This window comes from Sorangium sp. So ce117, from assembly GCF_051524395.1.
GTDB classification, from domain to species: domain Bacteria; phylum Myxococcota_A; class Polyangia; order Polyangiales; family Polyangiaceae; genus Sorangium; species Sorangium cellulosum_B.
Map to the genome: position 1 here is coordinate 10,048,693 of NZ_CP150309.1, position 23,315 is coordinate 10,072,007.

Below are 23,315 nucleotides of genomic sequence, written 5' to 3' on the forward strand. Positions count from 1 at the left end.
TCATCGAGCGCATCCATCGACGCGGCCTCGCCCGTGAGCGCGCCGTGCTCCGCGCGCTCGCCGTTGCCGCCGCGAACCGTCGATGTCCTTGCCGGTATCCTCGCCGACATGGGCGTACGGACCGTCTTCGGCCTGCCCGGCGGCACGATCGCCCCCGTCTATGACGCGCTCCTCGACCGGCCCGAAATCCAGATCGTCACCACGCGCCACGAATCGAGCGCGGTCTTCGCCGCCGCCGGCCAGGCCCGCGTGACCGGGAAGCTCGGCGTCGTGCTCGTCACGTCGGGGCCGGGCATCACCAACGCGATGACCGGGATCGCCGCGGCCCATTGCGAGGGGCTCCCCGTGCTCATCCTCGTCGGCGAGGTGTCGCGGCGGGCCGTCGGGCGGCGCGCGCTGCAGGAGGGCTCGCCGCATCACCTCGACGTCGTGGCCATGACCCGCAGCATCAGCAAGAGGTCCATGGAGATCCCGAGCCCGAGCGCGGCGCCGGGAATGCTGTGCGAGGCGATCGCCGCGGCGCGCTCGGGCCGACCGGGACCGGTGGTGCTGACGCTCCCGCTCGACGTGGCCGCCGCCCCCGCGCCGCCGGCCCCGGTTCGTGCCGCGGAGCCGACCTCGTTTCAGGTGCCGCCGGAGGCGATCGAGGAGGTGGCCTCGCTCGTGCGCCATGGATATCGCGCTGTCCTGCTGGCGGGCTCGGGCGTGCGTGGCGGCAGGGGAGCACAGCGGCTCCTCGCGTTCGCCGAGCGCGCGCAGATCCCCGTCATCACCACGCCGAAGGGCAAGGGGGTCTTCCCGGAGGATCACCCGCTCAGCGCGGGCGTCTTCGGGCTGGGTGGCCACCCCTCCGCGACGGCGTTGCTGGAGTCCGGCGTCGACGTGCTGCTGGCGATCGGCACCAGCCTCGGCGACCTCGCGACCAACGACTGGAGCAAGCTCCTCGAGCCGCGAAGGGCGCTGGTTCACGTCGACGTGGACCCGAGCCGGATCGGCCGCGCTTATGCGACGCACGTCGGCGTCGTTGCCCCGGCCGCAGCGTTCCTGGAGCAGCTCGCGGAGCGGATCCCACAGGCGGCGGAGCGGCGCACCTTCGGGATCCGCCGCCATCCAGAGCCCGTCCTCGGCGCGGCGGGCGCGGAGGACCGGATCGCGCCGCACCGGGCCTTGCGGGAGCTGCAAAGGGCGCTGCCCGCGGACACGATCTACACGGTGGATATCGGCGAGCACCTCGTTCACGCCGTCCACCACCTCGAGATCACGCGCCCGGATGCGTTCGTCGTTTTCCTGGGGCTGGGATCCATGGGCTCGGGGATGGGCGCTGCGCTGGGGATCAAGCTGGCGAGCCCGGATCGCGCGGTCGTCGCCGTCTGCGGCGACGGCGGCTTCGCCATGGCTGGCACCGAGGTGTCGACCGCCGCCGCGCTGGGGCTACCCCTGATCTACGCCGTCATGAACGACGAGCGGCTGGGCATGGTGGAGCTGGGGAACGAGGCCATCTACGGCCGCACCCCGCGGTTCTCGACGGGACCCCTCGACGTCGTCGCGATTGCGCGCGGGCTGGGCGCGGAGGCGCTCACGATCCGGCGTCCCGGTCAGCTGCTCGCGTGCGCCTCCACCCTCGCCGCGCTGCGCGGGCCGATGGTGCTCGACGTGCGCATCGATCCGACCGCACGTTTGCCGGTGAGCGGCCGATTCGCGGCGCTCGGCAACGTCGCGCGGAGGGGAATCCCAGGAAGGAACGGGGACGGCGGGCCCCATGTCCTGTCCGCGTCCCGTTCGGAATGATGGTGGCGCTCCTTGCAGCGTGAACCCCAATCTCAACGTCTCGGTGGACATTCATGCATGAACAAGAAGGTCCTGGCCACGGGGGTGGTTCCGCGTCCTCTCCTCTTCGCCGGGAGGGGCGGCCGGTGAACCGCGTCCCATCGGTTGGCATCCTCGGAATCGGCGTCTTCCTGCCCGAGGAGGTGCGGACGAACGACTGGTGGCCCGAGCCTGTCGTCGAGCGCTGGCGGGCGCAGGCGCGCGAGAGCTTGCTGCGCCCGGAGCGCGAGCCGGAGCTCCCGGACCTCGGGCCCGGCGCCCGGGCGATCCTCGCGGGCATGGCCTCGGTGGAAGCCGACCCGTTCCGCGGCGTACGCGAGCGACGCGTCAAGGCCCCCGGCACGGAGGCGTCCGACATGGAGGCGGCCGCCGCGCGGCGGGCGCTCGCCGCGGCCGGGGTGTCGCCGGGCGAGGTGGATCTCCTGCTCTCCAATAGCCAGCTACCGGACTACCTCGGGCAGCCGACGGCCGCCCGAGTGCACCACCTGCTCGGACTCTCCCCGCGCTGCTTCACCTTCGGCGTGGACGCCTCCAGCAACGGCTTCCTCTCGCAGCTCAGTGTGGCCGAGCAGCTCGTCCGCAGCGGACGGGCCCGCTGCGCGCTGCTCGTGCAGTCCTCCGGCTGGCAACACCTCGTCCCGAGAGAGCTGGCCCATTCCGCCTGGTTCGGCGACGCTGCCACGGCCGTCGTGGTGGGGCCTGTCCGCGACGGCCTGGGGTTGCTGGGTCAGGCCCACGGCACGGACGGCACCCTCTTCGAGGCGATGGTGGTGGGCACGCCCGGGGGACGCTGGTACGAGGGCAAGCCGGTGACGCTTTACCCGGCCGAGCTCCGGCAGGCGCGCGAGATGCTGATCGGCATCGCGGATCGCGGAAAGTGGGTGCTGGACGCCGCGCTGACGGAGGCGGCCCTGGGGCCCGAGGACGTCGGGTTCTATGCCTGCCACCAGAGCACCGCGTGGTTCAGGGCGGTCACCCAGGCGTTCTTCGGGCTCACGAACGCGGCCTCGTACGATTTTTTCCCACGGACGGGCAGCCTCTCGGCCTGCAACATCCCCTTCGCTCTGGCCATGGCCGAACGCGAAGGCCACCTTCAGGAGGGGGACGTGGTGGCGACCCACGCCGGCGGAAGCGGCATTTGCTTTTCCTCCGTCGTGCTGCGCTGGGGTCGATGAGCCATTCACGCCGGCTCGGCATACGCGCCGCGCGGGCGCGATGACGGAATCCCGCAAGGCGCCTGGAACCACGACAACGCGACGAAGCCAGTAGGGTACAGCGATACGGCAGGATGCCTTCCGGCGGCGCGCGCGGTGCTCCTGTTCGCCAGGCTTACGAGCGCTCTCACCGAACGGCGCGCGCCTCCGCTTGGGCACAGGCCGCGCGTCTTGCACGAGCTGGTCTATTTTGTCGTCACACAGGACACGTCGTCCGCCGGAGAAGTCCAGTCCCCCACCTTTGACTCTAGCTCTTGAGACGGGTAGTACATCACGAAATTATAACACATCTCATCCAGCGTCCGGTCCCCGAATTCCACGGCACTGTTGCCCGGGTTGTCCCACGCGCAACGCGTCCTCACGGTGTCGCCGCCTCGAAGGATGGTATCGTTATCGTACCAGATCTGGTTGTCGAAGTTCCACGGATCGGCGAGCCCCAGGTTGCTCGGCTCGCTACCGTCCGTGGGCACCGTGTTGCTCGACAGGTGCTTGCCGAGGATGTGCATGTGCGGCATGACACCGATTACCGAAAGCGCCCCCATATCCGGCGGGAACTGGTAATCGCAGCTCACGTCGAGCGAGCCGTGAGGCGGGATGTTGATGTCTTCTGTGCCGAACATGAAGATGCCGGCGTCGTTGGGGCGGAGCTCCGTCGTCGTGCAGACGTCGAAGCCGGTGCTGTCTTGCTGCCCGTCGAGGCCCTTGATGTTGCTGTAGTGCACCTGGATTGTGAAGTGTGCCGTGCCTTCCAGCGGGAAGCCCGCCTCTAGCGGCAGCTCCGTGGCCTCGCCGCCGGGCGCCCAGACGGCCAAAAGAGGCCCCATGATGTCGCCCCCATCGCACGGCGTGGGCGTCGAGGGAGACGCCTCATCCGCCTTGAAGAGCAGGATATGGTGTACAATGGTGCTGTTGTCGATGCGGGGCGCGACCCCGACGAGGTGTCGTTTCTGGCCGATCTCTACATCGACCCCATAACACATATACTGGTCCTGGACGTCCTTCGGCATGACGTAAGGCGCGGACGGCGCTAGCAGGACATCCGGTGTGCAGCTCAGGGTCGGAGGGTTGATGGTTCCGCCGCCGCCCGGGTCGACGCACGTGTCTTTACCGGCCGGCATGCCGGCGGCGATCCATTGATCGAAGATCGCGAGCTCCGCGGCGGTCAGGGGCTCGGTTGGGGGCGGAGGCATGGGGCGCGCGGTGTCGCGGGCGCGTGCGGCGACGAGCTCGTAGACCTTCTTGTTGGGATCGCTCACCGCGGGCGCGACCAGATCGCTCCGGTCGACCAGCGGGAACGGCGCGCCGAACTTCGGGGACGCCCCGTGACAGGTCTGGCACTTCGTGGAGAGGATCTTGTCGACGTCGCACGGCAGCGCTTCCGCGTTGCCGTTCCCCGGACCGGAGCCGGATGAGCCGCTGCTGCCCTTCTCGGCGTCGCTGCACGCGACGACCACGAGAGCGGATAGGAAGGACAGCACCGAGAACAAATAACGACTACGATTCATGCGAGCTCCTCGGGAAGGGCGGTCGAAGACCGAGATTCCGAAAAACGCCGTCGAATTGGGTGGAAGAAGAACGCGCGCCGCGAGCTCCCGAGAACAGCGGGAGACTTGGCGCGTGAGAGCACCGGCGACCCAGGTCTACGGACGGGCCGGCGACCTGGCGCCGGTGCTACTTCGGTGAGTGCCCGCCCGCTCTGAGATCGTTCAACGGTGCGCTCACGCGGAAGGTATCGAGGCGCTCGCGCGCCAGGAGGCGCGGTGCCGTCTGGTCAAAGCTCGGCTGCGGACCAGGGTCGCGCGCGGGGAGTCAATGAGGGGCAGGGGCATCCCGGTCGGCGGCCAGCAGTGCCGTGATCCGGTCGATCCCCGCACGGACGCCGGCGCCATGGTCGGAGGCCAGGTAGCCGAGGCCGGCGACGTTCAGCGCCAGCGTCAGCCAGAACACGACGCGGAAGGAGCGCTTGCTGGATTTGTGGCGCAGCAACTGCTGCGCATACAGCGCGCCTGGCCAACCGCCGACCAGCGCCAGCAGGTGCAGGGTCTGCTCCGGCGTGCGCCAGGCGCCGCGCTCGGCGGCGCGCTTGTCCTTGTAATAGACCAGCAGCGTCACCAGGCTGGCGCCGAGGTAGAGCCAGGGCAGCACACGCGGCACCCGCCCCAGGGCGGCCAGCGCTGTCACCAGCGCGAGGAAGGGCAGCGCCACCAGCAGGGCGCGGCTCGCCGGGCCCAGGCTGACGCTGGCGCCGGCCAGTTCGACGTCCTCGGCGCGGACGCGGCCCTGCGCGTCGCGAGCCGCACGATAGCGGACCGTGGCGCCCACCGCGGGGCGCTGGCCGCGCGGCAGCGACTTGATGTGCACAAAGGCCTCGGGGCCGCCGTCGGCCGGCGCGATAAAGCCAAAGCCCTTGTCGTCCAGCCAGCGGACGACTTTTCCGGTGTTGCGCATGGGGTCTCCTTGAAGTACGGGCGCCGGGTCAGCTCGGTGCGACGAGGCCGTCAGCGGCCCCACCGGGGTCACCGGATGGGGCCGTGTTCCGTACACCATCATAACGCGGCCAGCGGGGGCGGCGGCACATCAAGCGGAAGCACGTCGCGGTGATCCCAGGGGTTTCAGGCGTGGAAGACGTGCACCATCGCATAAGGCCCGTTCTGTCAATGGGCTCGTACCATCGGACTGCACGAGTCAGGAACGGCTCCGAGAATCTTGACGTTGCGGAACGCGTTTGCGTGTCCTGTCCGCCCCGAGCTCCGTCTGCTTGGCGCATCCGCGCCAACCCACGACGTCGATACCCTTCGACATGGGCCGACGGCCTTGGAACGCGCGTTCCACCTCAAGGCCGGTCGCGCCGCCAAACGTGCGAGCCCCGACGGCCGGCCCGCGGGGGGCCCAGCGCAGAAGAATTCAGCGCCGCAATTCATCGAGGAAACGGGCGGCCACCGCGGCCGGCGAGCCCTTCTTCTCGTCCACGGCCGCGTTCATCTGGCGCATCTTCTGCGCGTCGATCGTCCCCGACAGCCCGCGCAGCGCCTCCAGCACCTCCGGGCGGGTGCGCGCGAGCCGATCGCTCACCAGCACGAGCGCGTCGTACGGCGGGATGGCCTGGCGATCGTCCTCCAGCAGCACCAGATCGTCGACGATGATCCGCCCGTCGGTCGAGAAGGCGGTGATCACGTCCACCTGCTCCGCCCGCAGCGCCTCGTAGAGCAGCGATGGATCCATGCTCCGCGCCTCGCGGAACGCGAGGCCGTACACGCGCTCGATGGCGCGCCACTCCGGCCGCTGGAAGATCTCGTAGTCGCCCCCCACCCGCAGCGATCGCGCGCGCGCCCCGAGATCGCTGATGCGCCGGATCCCCAGCCGCTCGGCCTCGGCCCGCCGCATGGCGAGCGCGTAGGTGTTCTCGAACCCGAGCGCGGCGGCGACGTGGACGTTGTACCGATCGAGCAGCTCCCTCTCCACCGTGGCCAGTACCGACGCGCGGTCCGCGCTCTCCGTGCTCCGTCTCAGGACGTTCGCCCAGAGGGTGCCCGAGTAGTCGACGTAGACGTCGATCTCGCCGTTCTTCAGCGCGTCGAACACCACCGTCGATCCGAGCGATCCCAGCGTCCGCGCCGGCACGCCGGCGACGCGCTCGATCCTCCCGGCGACGATGGCGGCGAGGATGTACTGCTCGGTGAAGGTCTTGGCGCCGACGGTGATGGACTCCTGATCGCGCGCGAGGAGGGCGCGCACGACCGGGGTGGCCGCGAAGACCGCGAGCCCGGCGAAGCCGCCGAGACACAGCAGCACGAGGCGCCGGCTGTGGCGCGTGACGCCGGCGAGCAGGCCACGCACAAGGCCGTCCAGCACCAGCGCGAGCCCGGCCGAGGCCACACAGCCGATCAGCACGGCCGTGGTGTTGCGCGTCTGCAGCCCGCTGAAGATGTAGTCACCAAGGCTCGGCGCCCCGACCGGCGTGGAGAGCGTGGCGGTGCCCACCGCCAGCACCGCCGCCGTGCGCACGCCGGCCACGATCACCGGGAGCGCCAGCGGCAGCTCGACGCGGCGGAGCTGCTCGCGGGGCGTCATCCCCACGCCGCGCGCGGCCTCGATCACCGCCGGATCGAGGCCCGAGAGGCCGGCCGCCGTGTTCCTGAGGACCGGCAAGAGGCTGTAGAGGAAGAGGCCTATCAGCGCCGGCAGGTAACCGATGCTGCGCGCGCCCAGGGCTGCGAGCACGGGCACCATGAAGGCCAGGAGCGCCAGGCTCGGGATGGTCTGGACGACGCTCGCCACGCCCAGCACCGGCCCCTCCAGGCGGCGCGATCGCGTGACCAGCACACCCAGCGGGACGCTCACGGCCACGCCCAGCGCCAGGGCGACCAGCGTGAGCCCAAGGTGGGCGGCGAGGTAGCCCGGGAGGAGGGCGAGCTGCTCCTTCACGAAGCGTCGCCTCCCGCGATCGTTCGCGCGGGCGCGCCCGCGATCAGCGACTCGACGGCGCGCGCCTGCTCGAGCGGGCCGCGCACCAGATCGGCCACGTAGTCGTCGGCCGGCGCGCGCACCAGCTCGCGGCCGGGCGCGAGCTGCAGGAGGCGCCCGCCGCGCATGACGCCCACGCGATCGCCGAGGAGCAGCGCCTCGACGACGTCGTGCGTGACGAAGATCGCCGAGAACCCCAGGCTCCGGCGCACCCGCGCGAACGATCGCTGGAGGCGCTCGCGCGTGATCGGATCGAGCGCGCCGAACGGCTCGTCGAGCAGCAGCACGCCCGGCTCGGCCGCCAGCGCCCGCGCCACGGCCACGCGCTGCGCCTGGCCGCCGGAGAGCGCGTCGGGCCGCCGATCGCGGACCTCGGCTGGATCCAGCTCGACAAGCTCCAGCAGCGTGTCCACCCGACCACGGATGCGCCTCGCGTCCCAGCCGAGGAGCGCCGGCGTGATGCCCACGTTCTCGGCGACCGTCAGGTGCGGGAAGAGCCCGAGCCGCTGGAACACATAGCCGATGCGGCGCCGGAGCGCGTGCGGCGGCACGGTGGTCACGTCCTCGCCCTCGACGCGGATGCGACCCGAGCTCGGCTCGATGAGCCGGTTCGTCATCTTCAGCGTCGTGGTCTTCCCCGATCCCGACCCGCCCAGCAGGACCACCAGCTCGCCCGGCCCGACGCGCAGAGAGACGCTGTCGACAGCGGCGATTCCATTGTAGCGCTTGGTCACCTGCTCGAGCTCGATCATCGCCGCCGAGAGCGTGGCTCCTCGCGTACGACCCGGAAGCTCGAAAAGACATAGGGATAGTCCCGGCGATACCAGTTGCGAAAGCTCGGCCGGAGGAACCCCTCGTCGGTCGCCCACGAGGCGCCGAAGACGACGTCGTGCTCCCCGTCGAAGAAATCCGCCGAGTACCCGGGGTACGTGCGGGCGTACGCGACGAAGCCGGGCAAGGGCGCGAAGGGCGTGGACGTCCACTCCCAGCCATTGCCCACCAGCTCCTCGACGCCGAACGCGCTGGCGCCGTCCGGGTGGCTGCCCGTCGGCACCGGCGACCATCCGCGAAAGCCGAACTGGCCATGACGCGGCTCGCCCGGCGCGTGCCCCCACGGACGCGCGCGCACACCGCCGCTCGGCTCGCCGAACGCGGCGCGGCGCAGCTCGGCCTCGGTCGCCAGGCGCCCACCGCGCCAGACTGCATAGGCGCGCGCCTGCTCGCCCGAGACCTGCGCCGGCCAGCCCGACGCGACCTCGAAGGAGACCGGCCCGAAGATCGTCTTCACCGCCAGCCCGCCTCCGCGGCGCACGAACGTGCGGGGCGTGAGCGCGGCCCGCGCGCCGTCTTCCATCGCCTCGAGGAAGGCCAGGTAATCGCCGTTCCGCACCGGCAACGAGTCGATGGTGAAGCCCGGGACATCGATCTCCGCGCGCCCGAACTCGTTGTCCCAGCCGAACGGGATCGCCTCGAAGTCCACGCCGATCACCACGCGGCCCGCCGGGACGTGCCGGGGCTCGGCCGCGCGCCCCCCGCCGCCCACGAACGCGGGCGCGCCGTCGGGGCGCCGCGCGACGCCGCGCTCCTGGAGCATGTACATCAGGGTCTCGTGGTGCATCCGCTCGTGCTCGATCACGAGCTGGAGGATCCGCCCCCGCGCGCCGAGCACGTCCTCTGCGCGCGCCAGCACGTCGGGGATGCGCGCCAGCACGGCGCGGCGGACCTCGTCGCGGTACGCGATCACCTCGGCGATCGCCGGCCACGCGTCCCTCGACGCGGCGCGGGCGCCGCCCTCGTCGGCCGGATCGATCCCGCGCTCGAACAGCACCTCGAAATCGCTCCGCATGGGCCCGAGCCCGAGGACGCCTCGGCCGATCTGGTTCCACGCGAAGGCGGGGAGGTGCCCCAGGTAGAACGAGAAGGGGTGTCGCAGCGCGATGGGCCGACGCCCCATCGACGCCTCCGGGACGAGCGCGAACAGATCGTCGCTGCGGCGCCACGCGGCGGCGAGGAGCGCCTCGAACGAGGCCTCCGTCACGCGTCGTTCCGCCGGAGCAGGGCCAGCGCGAAGAGCTGCTCGGGATCGGTGTGCCACGAAGACATCACGAGCCCTCCGGCCCGGGCCGAGGCCTGGAGCGAGTCGCGCGTGAACTTGCAGCTCACCTCGGTGCGGATCTCGGCGCCGCGCTCGAGATCGAGCCGCAGATCGAGCGCCGGGATCTGCACGCGCATCCGCCGCGTGGCCACGAGGCGCATCTCGATCCACGCCCGCGCCGCGTCGTAGAAGGCGCGGTGCACGAACGCGTCGGGCGCGAAATTCGCCCCGAAGCGCCGGTTGATCACGCGGAGCGCGTTGCGGTTGAAGGCCGCCGTCACGCCCTCCGGATCGTCATACGCGGCCTCCAGCCGGGCCGTGTCCTTGACCAGATCGGCGCCGACGAGGAACGCGTCCGACGGCTCCATGACGCGCGCGACCTCGCGGAAGAAGGCGCGCCGCTCGTCGGGGTAGAGGTTGCCGATGGTGCCCGCGAGGAAGACCACGAGGCGCCCCCCGCCCCGGCCGAGCCGCGGCAAGTCGGTGGTGAAATCACCGATCACGCCGCGGAACGTGTACTCCGGGTAGTCGATGCGGAGGCGGCTGATCGACGTCTCCAGGAAGAGCCCGTTCACGTCCAGCATCGTGCACGTCTCGCCGCCGCCCACCCACCGCCAGGCGTCGAGCAGGATGCGGATCTTGCGGCCCGCGCCGCTGCCCAGCTCGACGATGCGCCGCGGCCGGACGGCGCGCAGGATGTCTCCGGCGCGCTGCTCGAGGATGCCGATCTCCGTGCGCGTCGGGTAGTAGACCCCGAGGTGGGTGATCTGCTCGAACAGCTCGCTCCCGAGATCGTCGTAGAAGTAGACGGGCGGGATCTCGGGCAGCGATCGTGTGAGGCTCTCGCGCAACCGAGCGCGCTCATCGGGTGAAGGGTACGCGTCCTCCGCGAATGTGGAGCTCAACAGGACCTCCTTGAGGGAGCGCTGGGCAGGGCGTCCATTGGGAGGAGAGCGGCGGACGTCAAGCATGGATCCCCGGCGTGCCGCCGTGGACGATGCTCGGTGAAACCCGGGCAGCGCGGGCGTACTCAAGGGGTGTGCAGAAAACGGGGGCCGGACAGGTAGAGCCAGTAGGGTACAGCTCTACGGTAGGATGCCTTCCGCCTGGTGCTACGTCGCGGTAATCCCAGGCGTTTCAGGCGTGGAAAACCTGCCTGATCGCGTGAGGCGCGTTCTGTCAATGAGCTCATACAGTCGAACTAGCAGCATTTGCGGGTTCGATTTCGCTTTGCGATTCAGCTTTTTGATGCCTCGGAGGACGAAGCCGGAACGCAGACATCTGTGCCCGTTTCAGCTTTCCCATCGTCGAGATTCTGCTGTTGGCACGCCTGAGCCGCCGCACGCCCTTCCTCGACGAGGCGCTGGAGCTCACCGTCCGCAGTGAGCCCCTTGAAGCGCTCGTCGAAGAGCACGGCTTCGGCCCAACTGGGCGCAACAGCGAGGGCTTGCCTGAGATCGGCAACAGCCTCAGCGCGCTGGCCCAGCAGAGCGTACACCGCGGCGCGGTTATACCATGGGCTCGCGAAAAGGCCTGCCAATATCGAGTGCTCTGGAGGCGCCTGCACGCTGCATTCGATGGCCGCGGTATAAGCGTTGATCACGTCGTCGTGACGACTGAGCTCGAACAGCACAGTGCCCAGGATTTCCCATGATCGCGGTTCGTCCGGGGCGGCGGCGACGAGGCGGTCAGCCGACGCCAGTGCTTCGTCGAGTCGACCCACATCGCGGAGCGCTACGGTGCGCTTGCGGAGAAGATCCACCAGCGTCCAGTCTGCTCTCAGATATCGGTGATCGAGGGCGCGGACGCAGTGATCCACCGTCAGCGTGTCCCTGACATCGAGGAGCGTGAGCGCGCGGTCGAAAGCCTCGACTATTTCACCCGCTGGATCGAGGAGGACGGTGGGAGTCTCCTCGAGCGTCGAGGCTTCGAGCAGGGCTGTCCCGAGAAGGAACCACAAGGTGGGCGAGCGTGGCTCGATCGCGACCGAGCGTCGCAGCGCCTCGACGGTGCCCGCATAATCACCCGCGTCACTGGCAAGCACGGCGCGCTGGAAGAGAAGCGCTGCATGCTGGCCCGAGCCTGGAGCGAGCAAGCCCTCGAGCACTTCCGCCGCTTCGACCCGCCAATAGTGGCGATAGAGCGTGGTGAAATTCTCGGTGATCGCGGACGGTGCCTCTTCCCCAGCGAGCCCTCCACCCGGTGAGAGCGCAGTACAAAGGTCTTCTACGAGAGAGCGGACCTCCACGGCCTTGTCGTCGTCATGCTTCAGGCGGGTCAGCGTGGTGAGCGCGTTGGCGTACGCCATCCAGGGGCCACCTCCCCATCGCCGCGCGAGCTGGCGAAGCGGGCGGAGGCTCTCGATCTCCGTTGTGGTGGACTCGAGCAGTGCGTTCACCGTCCGGTCGAGATCGGCGAGCCTCCTCTCCTTCAGCGCCGATCGCGAGAGGTGCGCAAGCATCAACGGATCGATTATCCAGACGTGCTCGCCGGTGTCGTCCTCGATAGACTCGATGCTATGGAAGTCCAGCACCGCGCGGTATCCAGCTGGCAGCGTCAGGACCTTTCCCAGCCAGGGGCGCACGCGGAATATCTCTGAAACCGTCGTCATGACGATAGCCTCCTCCGTTCCGGCGAGATCGCGCAACGCACCGATGGTCCAGCCGGAATCCTGGGGATCGCTCGGAACCATGCGACGTAGACAGACGCGGAGTGACCTCAGACCACTCTTCTCCATCCTTACCAGGGCACGGAGCGGCGCGCTTGACCGCTTGGCACCGACACGCTTCACGACCGCCTCTTGCTCGTTGAGAATTCGCAGGGCTTGGTCCGCCCCAGGAACGGCATCGCGTGGTGGGCTGCCCTTGAAATCCGGCTCGTGCACGACGAGCTCGCCACCCACGTGGCGCAGCGTGAAGGGAATATCTCCGAGCTCCACGGTTGCCCCATCGTTCAGCGCAGTACCTCCCTCGTGGCACCTGGCCACGACATCGAGAAGCATCTCAGCTTGCAATTCGAGATCGGCGCCACAGCGGACGACCACCTGGGAAGCGCCGATCCTACGTCGGAACTCTCTGGATGCGTATTCTTGCTGGCTCATCTTTGGCTTCCCTCAGCTGTGCTCGCCGAAGCGCAGAAATCGAATACCCGTAGGGTACAGCGATACGGTAGGATGCCTTCCGCTTGGTGCTACGTCGCGGCAATCCCAGGCGTTTCAGGCATGGAAGACTCCGCGAGGGGGGCGAGGCGGGGCACGGGGAGTCGGGGGAGCCTCACGCCTGAACGGGTGACACCTGGGTGATCGGGAAGCGGGCAAGCCGTGCTGCTCGCGAAATCCGCCGCGGTTGAGGCACCGTGAAGCCGCGTCAGCGCGGAGTCCGCCGCGCGCGCCGGCGGCGGGTCGCGGCGGCCAGCGCAAGGAGCGCGGCGCCCGCGATCGACGCGCTGGCGCGCCCGCTCTGCCCGGGCGTCGCGCAACCGCAGCCGCCGTCCGAGCCCGCGTCCTTGGAGTCGCCCGGGGGCGCCGCGCCCGCGCCCCCCTCGCCCGCGCTGCCCGCCTCGCCGCCCGTGCCCGAGGACACACCCTCGCCGCCGCCCCCGCCGGAGGACACGCCCTCGCCGCCGCCCCCGCCGCCCCCGCCGGGCTCTCCCTCGAAGCGGACGGTCGCGAAGTTGCCGTAGCTCTCGCCGAGCGGCGGCTCGCCCTGGCAGGAGACGAACTCGTAGCCCCATGTTGGGTGGAGCGAGAACGCGCTCCCCTGCGGCGGGCCCACCACGTCGAGCTCGAGGACGACCGTGCGCTGCTCGCCCGGCGCGAGGTCCCCCGCGTCGACGCCCGCCATCAGATCGCCCGCCGCGACCGGCGCGCCCTGCGCGTCGCCCGCGACCCCGTCGGTCGTGAAGCTCTGGAGCGCGAGCCCACCCTGGAGCGGGACCTTGAAACGCACGTTCGTCGCCGCGGCCTGCCCCTGGTTGTCGAGCGTCACGGTCACGGTGAGCGCGTCACCGACCTCGACGACATCCGCGCTCGTGCGGAGCGACGAGGCCCCGCCGGTGAAGCTCGGCGCGTTGACGTCGATCTGGAACGCGGCGAGCGTCGGCATGAACGAGTCGCCCGTCGTGATCGTCCGTATCACCGCCGACCGCTGCCCCGCGACGAGCTGCCCGCCCGCCGAGCTCACGGGCACCGTGGTGACGTCCCACCCCTGGCGCCCGCCGGAGACGTTGACCCCGGCGATCGCGTCCTGGTTCGCGCTGCCGAACGTGCCCCGCGTGTCGAGCCTGCCGTCCGCGTCGTTGAGCTGCGAGCAGAAGAAGTTGTCGGCGGGGTTGTTGCCGCCCGACAGGCTCACGAACACGTCGGCCGCCGTCGGCGCGAGCAGGAGCTGATCGCCGGTGAGGTCCGCGTCCCCCTCGATCGCGCTGATCGCGACCTTCCCCTCGATCGGCCCCGAGGGCGGCGCGCAGAAGCCGCTCACCACGTAGTCCTGCTGGGTGTCCTCACCGACGAACGATCCGCCGACGAGCACCGACAGGTTGCGCACGGGCTGCGTACCGTCGCGGTACGCCACGACGAGCGTCCACCCGGCGGCGTTCAGCGAGTTGTTCGTCTCGTTTTGCGTGCCCGGCACGCCGCGCACCTCGTACGCCCCGGCGCCGTGGGCCTGCACGAACGCTGTCACGTTCGCCGACCGCAGGTAGTAGTTCATGGAGAACCCGCTCGCGCTCACCCCGGCGAGCGTCACCGAAGTCACCTCGTCCGGCGACGCGGCCATCGACGCGCCGCCCGTGCTCAGCGTCACGGGGGTGCCCAGGAACGCGGTGACATCGTCGCCGTATTTGTAGCTGCCGCCCCAGATGAGCTCCGCGTAGAGAACGTCGAGCTCGTCCGGCAGGACCAGCTCCGCCGCCGACCCGTTCTGCCTCCAGTCCGCGGTGGTCCCCGCGGGCCATGGGTTCGCGGCGTTCGGCGGCGTGTCGTCGACGCTGCCGTCGAGCGAGAGGAACGTCCCGATCGAGCCCTCCGCGCCAGGCCCGTTCGCATCGAGTTGCTTGCTGAGCCCCAGCGTGTTCCCGGTGGCGACGATGCCGCCCGGCGCCGTCGTCGTGAAGCGGAGCTGGGTCGCCGAGGCGGGCTGGGCGTGCCCGAGGCCCAGGGCGGCAAGCCCGGCGAGGGCCGCCGTGCGGGGGCGCAGGCGACGCATCGTTGCCTTCGTCTCCAGCAGCCGCGCGGCCCACCGATTCCATCGCGCTCGATTCGTCATGGCTCCTGCCGCCCTGGATCGGGCCCACCGCGCAGAGGCCACGCCCTCCGCGCTCCGGGTGTGCTGCCGGCCCCGCGTCCGCGCGCAGGATACCCGCGCGACGCCGGGCGCTCCAGGGCGTCCACGCGAAGGGTGGGTGTCGTACCTACGAACACGCGGAGACTGCCCTCTACCACGCGCTCGGGAGCCTGCCGGAGCCCGAATGGCTCACCCACAAGTGCTCCTGAGGAGGCAGAATAACTAGAGCGACAAACGGGTTGAACCCACGAGAAAAAGCAGGAATTTCACAGGGAGACGGGGAGGCGGGGAGCGAGAGACGGCAAGAGACAGAAACTCATTTTCTCTTCCTCCCCGCCTCCCTGTGAGCTCGGAGAGCGGAGGCTGCATAAGCGCCGAGGATCAATGACGGTGCAACCTATTCCGCGCTCTAGCGGCAGAGCGCCCCGGGTCCTTCGCGGTCGCCCGCACGCGCTGCAACGCCGGCACGCCGGCACGCCCGTCCTACTTGACACAGTGTAAACTGTGCCCCATGCTTGACACCATGTCAAGCAAGGACGGGGAAACCCGCGCTGTGATCCTCGAGGCCGCGCGCCGGCTGGTGACCGAGCCGGGGCGTCGCGGCGTCTCGATGGCGGAGATCGCGTCGGCGGCCGGGGTGTCGCGCCAGGCGGTCTATCTGCACTTCGAGACAAGGACCCAGCTCCTGGTCGCGCTGGTGCGCCACGTCGACGAGGTGCATGGGTTCGCCGACCTGGTCCGAAAGTGCGAGCGCGCCCCCGACGCGCGCGCGATCCTCTCCGAGTTCATCGGTGCGTGGGCGGGCTACGTCGCCCACATCACCGACGTGGCGCGGGCGATGCGGGCGGCACAGGCCACGGACGAGGACGCGGAGCTCGCGTGGCGCGACCGCATGCGCGGTTTCACGGGCGTCTGCGCGGGCTTCGTGGCGCGGCTTCAGGCCGAAGGTGCGCTGGCCGAGGAATGGCCGGCGTCGGATGCGGCGGACTTCCTGGCCACCCTCCTGTCGATCGGGAACTGGCAGGAGCTCATCGAGGAGCGGAGCTGGTCCCGGCCGCGCTACGTCCGCGCGATGCGTCGGATCGTGGAGCAGAGCCTGCTCAGGCCGATGGAGATCAAGACGGCACCGAGGAGGCGCTCGTGAGCGGCGCGCAGCCGGAGCTCCTGGCGCAGGGCTCGGTGGAGATCGGCCGGCCCCTGCGCGAAACGTTCGCGTACGTGTCCAACATGGAGAACTTCCCGGCTTGGTTCCCGGGCGTCGCAGCCATGCGCGAGCTCGACACGCTGGAGCACGGGCAGGTCGGCAAGCGCTACCAGGAGACCGTGCGCATGCCCTTCGGGCGCACCGGCACGATCGACATCGAGGTGAAGGAGGCGCGGGTCGGGGAGCGTCTGGTGACCGAAGGCGAGGGCTTCCTCCTGCCCCGCATGAGCGTGGACTTCGCGGCGCTCTCCGACGACGAGACGCGCGTCGCGTGGCGCATGGTCAGCCGCAATCAGCGGTGGTGGTTTCGCTGGATCGTGGTCCCCCTCCTGCGCCGCGTGATGCGCGGCCGGGCGCGCGACGGGCTGCGTAAGCTCCGCGAGAACCTGGAGCGCGCGCGGTCGTGAAGGGTGCCAACGTTCGAGCGCACCTCGGCGCAGCCCTGCGCGCCGAGGCCTGGCCCGTGCCGGTTCCTACTCCGCCAGCACCGGCGCCATCCACGGCACATCGGTCGGCGGATCCTGATACAGCTTCTGAGCCCATTCCTGGTCGGTGAGTCGGGTGAAGCCCTCTGCCAGGTGCTCGTGGTAGGCGAACACCGCGCCCGCGTACGCGCGAGGACCCTGACAGGTATCGACCGTCATGACCATCATGCGTGGATTTCCGGTGCCCACGTGCAACACCGACGGAGATCGCGGGACCGGCAGGTCGCCTCCGATGTCCGTGTGCACATCGGCGATGGTCGGGTCGCTCTTCAAGCCGTCGACGGGATCGAAGAACAGATCTTTGTACCAGCCCGTTTGCCAGGGGTCACCGCTGCCACCGCCCTCGATGTGAATTGCCTGCTTGATGAAGGTCAGGTGCTCTTCCGAGTGCGGCATGCCCGTCCGCTGCGCTTCCGCCATTTCACTCAAGGTGGTCGCGATACGTGACAGGGTGCCGAAGTAGGCGCTCACCTGGTTCGCCAACGCGTCGTTCCCGTTCAAGCTGAAATCGAGGGTATCGACCAGGGCCTGGCCCTGGCCGGCGAACCTGGCGATCCGTTGAAACAGCTCGGGGTAGGGCTCGACGTACGCATCCGGAAAGTCGCAGCCCTGGCTGCCGGTATACGACTGCTTGGCATACAAGATCGTGTCGTGCCTGAGCTGCGCCCACGATCCGAGCTGAGTGTTCAGCAAACGGCGCCCCCACGCCTCGCTGCGCGCCACGCTGGGTAGGCCCTCCGCGGCTGGCCCCAGGGTCGTGGCGTTCGCCGAGAGCGTCTGCAGCGCCCCAAGCCAGGACGTGTACAGGCTGCCTTCCCAGTACGATGGAGGGTGGGCGTCGGCGATGACGCGAACGGCCGCCAGATCGCCGGCGTAGTTCCATTCTTCGAGCTCACGCGCGAGCAGGCTCACCGCGTGATCGTTCTTCAGGGCGGCGAACGCGGCGTCGAGCGGGTTCGGGACCACGCGCGTCGCTGTCCGGTCGTACACAACGTTGGAGAACACGTGGCTGTCGATCACGTAGCGCTGCCCGAAGAACGCGAAGCTCGCGTTGAGCGGGAACGTGGAATCGCCGCCGTTCTTTCGCATGATGTGACTCGCGATGCGCTGCTCGCCGTAGCGCCCGTCGATGATCGCCTGAGCGATCGTCGAGTCATCGAGGGCAGCAAGCCCGCTCGCATCGGACACCCCCAGGCCTTGCAACAGCCCGTCCAGCTCGGGCACGATCATGTAGTCGTGCTCACCCACGAACGCGGTGACGGTCCGATCGATGCCAGACCAGTCTTCCAGCGCCGCGGCATCCATCAAGTCACGCAGCGCCAGCGCTGCCTCGAGCTGACGGCGCCAGAAGACGCGCGAGCCGTCGGGCATGGTCTCGATGAGCCGAAAATCGATGCGTCCCATCCACATCATGGCGCGGAAATAGCGCTCGAGCGCCACCGTGTCCGTGTAGTGGCCCCGAGGCTTGAACTGGGAGAAGTCGAAGCGGCGCGGAACGCCGAACATGGACTTTTGCTGTTCTCCGTCGGCCGCTTCGGCGTGCGTCAGGAAGGACGCGATCTCAGCGTTGCTGGCTCCCGCCACGGGGGCGCTCGGCGCTCCCATCAGCAGGCTGCGCGCGACGGTCAGGTAGAAGTCCGCGTCGGCTGCCGCCTGCTGCGAGAGCCCGGAATCTCCGGCCGCCAGGCGAGCACGCATCGTGTCGAGCAAGCGGGTGACACGCGGGATCAAGACGGCCTGTTCCAGGGCCTGCAAGATGTCGTCGTACGAACGGTGCATGGCCTCGAGCACCATGTCGCCGCTCACGAAGACCGGCAAATCGTGCACGTAGATGGCAGCGTAGGCGTAGGGAAAGCTGGGATAGGCAAGTCGACTGGAAACCACGAAGCCGTTCGCGGCCAGGACCTCGAGCTCCGCGTCATTCAGGCCCAGCTCTGATCTCTGGATCAGATCGAGGTTCTGAACGTCCGTGAGACCGTAGCCCAGATCGTTCGAAAACGAGACCGCGTAGGCCTCCTGGAGGGATGCCGCGTCGTGTTGTTTGGCGGTGGCCACCTGGGCTTCGACTTCGGTCGCGGCGACCGAGCTGAGCTCGAGCTGCACCTGGGTTCCGACGTCTGCAGGACGCTCGTCGCCGGGACCGGCAGGGCCTGGTCCCCCCGGTTCGGTGGAACCGGAACACGCCGCCAGCAATCCAACGCTGACCAGGGTGGAGAGAATTCGTTGGGTGTGCACGGATTTTCCTGCTCCTTTCGCGACACGGGGGCTGGTGTGCCAGTGTGCCAAACCCGGATCGTCGTGCCGCGGCCCCAGGCCAAACGACGCTCGAATTGCGGGTTTCATCCACTCCATGTGTGCCAACGCCACAGACAGGCAACCGGCGTGCCAGCCCTCCGAGTCGACAAGCAGCTTCCGGGCTTCCTGCTGGCCACTTCAGTGCCGCGGGTGTGGGTGTTGTACGGCGCCAACGGTTGCACGGGAACGCTCACCGCGGAGCTCGCCCTGGCGCGGAGCCTCGCTCCGGTCCTTGCTGGGCGTGGAGGGCTCGGCGGCGGGGTCCTTCCGTCGTTGGCGCGAGGGGGAGGCGCGCTCGGCGAGGTCGGGCGCGCAGGATCGGCCTTGCTCGTCTTATCGTGCTTGACACGGGTTGACGAAGCCGTCGTAATTGCGGCGTGCTGACCATCCGGCGCGAGCAAATGAAGCTCCTGGCCCGGCGCTCGGACGCCGAGCTCATGCCGCGCCTGCTCGAACGCGTGCGGGTGATGTATCCGGAACAGGTCTGGAGCACGAACGACGAGACGCTGATTGAGCGCCTGAAGGCGCAGCTCCAGCGGGCGGCGGGCCACGGGCTTCACCTCGAGGCCCACGTGACCAGCTATGTGGATCTGTGCTTCGAGCTCGGCGACACGTTCGAGGAACAGCCGGAGTACGCGGCGCTCGTCGCCACGCTCCGCGCCCCGAATGTGACCAGCGAGGCCAAGGCGCAGGCCATCGCAGACGAGCTGGTGATCGGGTAAGCGATGCGACGACGCCCGATCGCGGCTGCGTGGGCAAGTGTCGCTGCGGTTCGGGTGCGCGCGTGCCGTTGAGCGTGGCGGTATTGGTGCGGGCAGCCGCGCGCTGCCAGCGGCGCATCGACCGGATCGACCAGGAGCTCGTCCGTCTCGACCACACGACGGCCCCGCCCGGCAACACCGACTGGCCCGCCGAGCGCCAGCACATCCGCCGTGTGCTCAACAAGGCGCGAAGGAGCCAGAACGAGCGGCGCACCCTGCTCCGGCGCCTGATCAAGGTCGAGCAAGGTGAAATCGCGCCCCAGTACGCAGACCGGGCCTGGCTGTATCGCCGCAAGTTGCTCATGGGCTTGGCCAGAAACCACGCCCGCTCGAAGCCCATGCAAGGCCGGGCACGCGACCTGCTCGACATCGTCCGCACCTGCGTGGTCGAGCACCGAGAGGCTCTGTTCGGCCAATGGATGATCGCCAACCTCCGCGAGCTCAACACCGCGCGACGTCTGGGCCAGGATCGACGCTTCATCTACGCCAACGAATGGGATCGCGGTGTCTATCGCTTCCCGGAGCGGTCGTGGATGGCGGACGCGCCTGTCGACGACGACCACCCCGCCCACTCGATCACCATGAACTTCGCCAACACCGAGGACTTCAGCCCGTCCGCCGCCCTCGAGGATCTGTTCACCTGGGACGCCCATCCCATCGCCATCGAGTGCATGAGCGCGCTGCACATCTGCTTCTTGCGCGCCTTCATGAAGACGGTCGGCACGGCGGCGCTCGACGAGGTCACCGAGGATATCGTGCAGGTCGCCCCGGGAAACGAGGGCAGCGTGAGCAAGCTGCGGGTGGCGCTGGCCGTGGACTCCGTCGACCAGCTGCGCCCCGGCGATTGGGTGTATTTCTACAATCATCCGGACTACGTCAAGCGCCACTTCGACAGCTCCTTCGCCACCTGGCAGGGTGCCAATGCCGTCTACCTCGGCAACGTCAGCGGCGAGCCGCGCTTCACCACGTTCGATTCGGAAGACCCGGCGTGGACCGAAGCCGAGTTCGTGACGTTCCTGCGGAAGGAATACAACCGCAAACCGGACGGCCCGAACAGGGGACAGCTGGCAAACAGGTTCCCCCAGCTGGATTCGTCCGACGACATCCCCGGTCTGCGTTGCCCGAATCCCGAGCAGCAGGGCCGGATCAGCCCGGTCTATCGCATCGACGTCAAAGAGCTGGCGCGCTGGCGCTGAGGCGACGTCGAGCTACCCAGGGAGCTTGGCAGCATTCGTCAGTCATGAGCTGCCCTTATGACCAACGCCTCCAGAGCCCGCCGCATGGGCTCACGCAACCCGCTCCAGATGACCTGAAAATAGAGCATCGCGTGCTCCTGGTCGAGCCGGCCACGCGCAACGAGCGCGGCCTTGAGGACGGTGATCCCGTTCGGCCCATTGCCGTGCGCCACCGCCGAGAGCACGGCCAGCTCGGCGTCCTTCTGCCTTCAAGCTTCGTCCGCCTTCCGCATTGCAGCCCGCACCGCTGCCGCCGCCTTCTTGTCTTTCACGATCCTCTCCAGCCACACCCGCCGGATCCGCATCATCGACTCATCCGGCAGGCCCAGCTCGGCCAGTGCCGCCTGGCCCTGCCCCTGCTCGGCCGAGATCACAAGCTGTGCGTACTCGCCCGCTGTGATCGGCCCGCGCTCCTTCTCGAGTGCCGCCACGTAAGCCGCGTCGTACGCTGACAGGAGCTTCTTCTTCCGGCGCGCGATCTCGTCCTGGATCTCGTCAAGCCGCTGTTCGTGCAGCGACTGCCAATTCTTCGGCGTGAGCTTCTCCGCTTTGAGGATGGTGTCGCAGTCCGCCGGCCGCTGCGCGAGCTTGGCCGCAATGACTGCGCAACGCTCGATGGGGTAGGCCGCGAGAGGCGGTGCGGGCTCCTCCGGCGCGGGGAGCGGACCAGGCTTTTCCGCCTGGGTGTCAGGCTCGGGCGCCTCCTCTGCCGAGGGCTCCATCGCCCCCATGTCTGGCATCGCCAGTGGGCCGAGCATGGCAGGAGGGGCGGGTTCCTTTGCCGTCAGGGGCGGAGACCTCGCATCGCGCTCAGGCGCAGGCGGCGCGTGCAGCGCAGGCGACAGCGCTGGAGGGATCGCGACAAGCGGCGGACGCAGCACCTCGTCAGGAGCCTCTGCTGGCTCCGCCCCTCGCGGCGAAGACTCTGCTTGGTGACGTAGCGCAGGCTCAGCTCGCTCGCCCTGCACGAATGGCAACGCGGGTTTCGCGGCGATAAGTGAAGCCGCGCTGGTGGCAGTGGGCGCATCGGCGGGCGGCTGCGCCGGGCTCGACGGGGGAGCAGGTTGGCCCGCGGGCACTGAGGGGAACGGTAGGGCCGGCCGGGAGACGGCGAGATCCTGATTCACGTCCAACGGCAGGGTGCAGGCCTCAGGGTCATCCTCGTTGTGCACGGCGCTATCGCCATCGTGCGCCTGGTCGTAGGGCGCTTGGAGCCCGATCTCGCTCATCGCGCCGCCGCCGGCCCGGCCGCTCGCGAGCCCCACTCCAGAACTGCTGGCCACGCCCTCGCTGTCGTTACTTACGAGGGTCTGATAAGGCTCCTCCAGCGCGACCAGGATCAGCCCGGCCTCTTGCGGCTCTCGGAGCGGGACCTGGCCGCGCCAGGTCACCGTGCAGATGCAGCGGTCGGTGTTGATCCAGAGCAGATCGGGCCACATGGCGACGCCCTGCAAGGGCTCGCCGGGGCGGTCGACGTAGGCGCGGGGGTGGAGCCCCGGGAGGCTCGTGACGAGGTGCGGGTGCTCGGGGTGGAGATGCTCGAGGATGAGCCGCTCGTCATTGCGGAGCGCGGTGGTCTGCTGGTCGACCGGCGCGGCGTTGAAGTAGCTGACGTCGAGGTCCGGGGGCAGGGGCTGACGGTGCCAGTCGTTGCCGGGGAACGTGGCCGCGTAGCGCCCCAGCTTCTGCCGGCGGGTGGGCCATCCGGAGGCAACGGGTCCAAATCCCACGGGCTCGATGACGTCGTCCGGCCCGATGACGACAACGCCTGGACGCTGGAGGTTGGGGAGGTTGCGTCGCCCGTGGATGTCGCGAGCATGGGGGGGCATGCCGACGGGGTTGGAGGTGTCGGGGCCGCCGCCCGCGTACTCCCAGAGCAGCGGCATCCTGGTGAAGCGCGAGCTCTGATCGAGGACGCCGTGCTGCGTGAAGCTGCGAGCTCCGTAGACCTCGATGGCCTTGTCGATGTCATTCACGATCACGCGGGCAGTGAGGGATCGGACTGCCGTGCCGTTGGGCGAGAAGGCGTGGCCAACGAGGACGACGTCCGCCCGGGCGCGGTGGGGGACGAAGTCGGAGGCCGCATAGAGACTCCAGCACGCGTCGTCGCGCCAGTGGCGGTCGGATAGGTGGAGCGGCTCCTGCTCGGCCGCGAGGGCACACACACCGGGGTACAGCTTGAACGTGCTTTTACAGACGAACGTCTGCATCCAGGCGCCTGGATGGGGTTGCCACACGACCAGGCCAACGGGGAGCTGCGAAAGGGAGACGACCTTCACTCCGCCGGCGATACTGCAACCATCAACACGAGGCGTCAATGTGTGGGCGTTCGACCGTCTGAACGGCCGCACCGGCGGAGCCCTGAGCGTACAATGCGCGCGGGCCCCTCTTGCGGACAGGGATGGCTGCCGGATAGCATCGGCTGTCCGCTCTACAAGCGCAGGGTAGACCGG

General features: G+C 69.2%; 17 protein-coding genes. 6 read left to right on the plus strand and 11 right to left on the minus strand.

The window, feature by feature from the left end; genetic code table 11:
• Window positions 1–33: 33 nt before the first annotated feature.
• Both WMF46_RS37680 and WMF46_RS37685 read left to right on the plus strand, forming a co-directional pair.
• Window positions 34–1,788 carry a thiamine pyrophosphate-binding protein gene (locus WMF46_RS37680; RefSeq protein ID WP_437981642.1) on the plus strand — a complete coding sequence of 585 codons (1,755 nt, stop codon included), beginning with the start codon at window positions 34–36 and terminating at the stop codon, window positions 1,786–1,788.
• A gap of 125 nt (window positions 1,789–1,913) precedes the next feature.
• Window positions 1,914–3,002 carry a 3-oxoacyl-ACP synthase III family protein gene (locus WMF46_RS37685; protein ID WP_437981643.1) on the plus strand — a complete coding sequence of 363 codons (1,089 nt, stop codon included), beginning with the start codon at window positions 1,914–1,916 and terminating at the stop codon, window positions 3,000–3,002.
• 224 nt (window positions 3,003–3,226) lie between these two features.
• On the opposite strand, the gene WMF46_RS37690 is transcribed toward WMF46_RS37685, so the two are convergent.
• From WMF46_RS37690 to WMF46_RS37725, 8 genes are all read right to left on the minus strand, one after another.
• Window positions 3,227–4,546: a peptidylglycine alpha-amidating monooxygenase gene (locus tag WMF46_RS37690; RefSeq protein ID WP_437981644.1), complete on the minus strand. Its 1,320-nt coding sequence runs from the start codon at window positions 4,544–4,546 to the stop codon at window positions 3,227–3,229.
• 304 nt (window positions 4,547–4,850) lie between these two features.
• The gene (locus tag WMF46_RS37695; protein ID WP_437981645.1) at window positions 4,851–5,489 is read right to left on the minus strand and encodes a DUF1294 domain-containing protein; all 639 of its coding nucleotides are present in this window, start codon (window positions 5,487–5,489) and stop codon (window positions 4,851–4,853) included.
• A gap of 456 nt (window positions 5,490–5,945) precedes the next feature.
• A complete protein-coding gene (locus tag WMF46_RS37700; protein ID WP_437981646.1) occupies window positions 5,946–7,466 on the minus strand; it encodes a glycine betaine ABC transporter substrate-binding protein in 1,521 nt (506 codons plus the stop codon).
• The gene (locus WMF46_RS37705) at window positions 7,463–8,257 is read right to left on the minus strand and encodes an ATP-binding cassette domain-containing protein (RefSeq protein ID WP_437981647.1); all 795 of its coding nucleotides are present in this window, start codon (window positions 8,255–8,257) and stop codon (window positions 7,463–7,465) included. The genes WMF46_RS37700 and WMF46_RS37705 overlap by 4 nt, the downstream gene beginning before the upstream one ends.
• Window positions 8,254–9,543: an SUMF1/EgtB/PvdO family nonheme iron enzyme gene (locus WMF46_RS37710; protein WP_437981648.1), complete on the minus strand. Its 1,290-nt coding sequence runs from the start codon at window positions 9,541–9,543 to the stop codon at window positions 8,254–8,256. Before WMF46_RS37710 ends, WMF46_RS37705 begins: the two co-directional genes overlap by 4 nt.
• Window positions 9,540–10,505 carry an L-histidine N(alpha)-methyltransferase gene (egtD, locus tag WMF46_RS37715; RefSeq protein WP_437981649.1) on the minus strand — a complete coding sequence of 322 codons (966 nt, stop codon included), beginning with the start codon at window positions 10,503–10,505 and terminating at the stop codon, window positions 9,540–9,542. The genes WMF46_RS37710 and egtD overlap by 4 nt, the downstream gene beginning before the upstream one ends.
• Window positions 10,506–10,837: 332 nt before the next feature.
• Window positions 10,838–12,700, minus strand: a complete 1,863-nt coding sequence (locus tag WMF46_RS37720; RefSeq protein WP_437981650.1) for a tetratricopeptide repeat protein — start codon at window positions 12,698–12,700, stop codon at window positions 10,838–10,840.
• A gap of 265 nt (window positions 12,701–12,965) precedes the next feature.
• On the minus strand, window positions 12,966–14,864 hold the full coding sequence (locus tag WMF46_RS37725) for an MYXO-CTERM sorting domain-containing protein (protein WP_437981651.1): 1,899 nt from the start codon (window positions 14,862–14,864) through the stop codon (window positions 12,966–12,968).
• Between the two features lie 541 nt (window positions 14,865–15,405).
• On the opposite strand from WMF46_RS37725, the gene WMF46_RS37730 reads away from it, so the two are divergent.
• Both WMF46_RS37730 and WMF46_RS37735 read left to right on the plus strand, forming a co-directional pair.
• A complete protein-coding gene (locus tag WMF46_RS37730; protein WP_437981652.1) occupies window positions 15,406–16,026 on the plus strand; it encodes a TetR/AcrR family transcriptional regulator in 621 nt (206 codons plus the stop codon).
• Window positions 16,023–16,493, plus strand: a complete 471-nt coding sequence (locus WMF46_RS37735) for an SRPBCC family protein (RefSeq protein WP_437981653.1) — start codon at window positions 16,023–16,025, stop codon at window positions 16,491–16,493. Before WMF46_RS37730 ends, WMF46_RS37735 begins: the two co-directional genes overlap by 4 nt.
• Before the next feature lie 66 nt (window positions 16,494–16,559).
• Here WMF46_RS37735 and WMF46_RS37740 read toward each other — a convergent pair whose 3' ends face one another.
• Window positions 16,560–18,806, minus strand: a complete 2,247-nt coding sequence (locus tag WMF46_RS37740) for a DUF3160 domain-containing protein (protein ID WP_437981654.1) — start codon at window positions 18,804–18,806, stop codon at window positions 16,560–16,562.
• A gap of 461 nt (window positions 18,807–19,267) precedes the next feature.
• Here WMF46_RS37740 and WMF46_RS37745 point away from each other — a divergent pair, with 461 nt between their 5' ends.
• Window positions 19,268–19,588, plus strand: coding sequence for a hypothetical protein (locus tag WMF46_RS37745; protein ID WP_437981655.1), 321 nt, complete (start codon window positions 19,268–19,270; stop codon window positions 19,586–19,588).
• A 62-nt stretch (window positions 19,589–19,650) separates the two neighbouring features.
• Complete coding sequence (locus WMF46_RS37750) at window positions 19,651–20,823, plus strand: hypothetical protein (RefSeq protein WP_437981656.1); 1,173 nt, start codon at window positions 19,651–19,653, stop codon at window positions 20,821–20,823.
• A gap of 38 nt (window positions 20,824–20,861) precedes the next feature.
• On the opposite strand, the gene WMF46_RS37755 is transcribed toward WMF46_RS37750, so the two are convergent.
• Window positions 20,862–21,047, minus strand: a complete 186-nt coding sequence (locus tag WMF46_RS37755; RefSeq protein WP_437981657.1) for a hypothetical protein — start codon at window positions 21,045–21,047, stop codon at window positions 20,862–20,864.
• A gap of 24 nt (window positions 21,048–21,071) precedes the next feature.
• Window positions 21,072–23,072, minus strand: coding sequence for a DUF2169 family type VI secretion system accessory protein (locus tag WMF46_RS37760; RefSeq protein WP_437981658.1), 2,001 nt, complete (start codon window positions 23,070–23,072; stop codon window positions 21,072–21,074).
• Window positions 23,073–23,315: the final 243 nt, after the last annotated feature.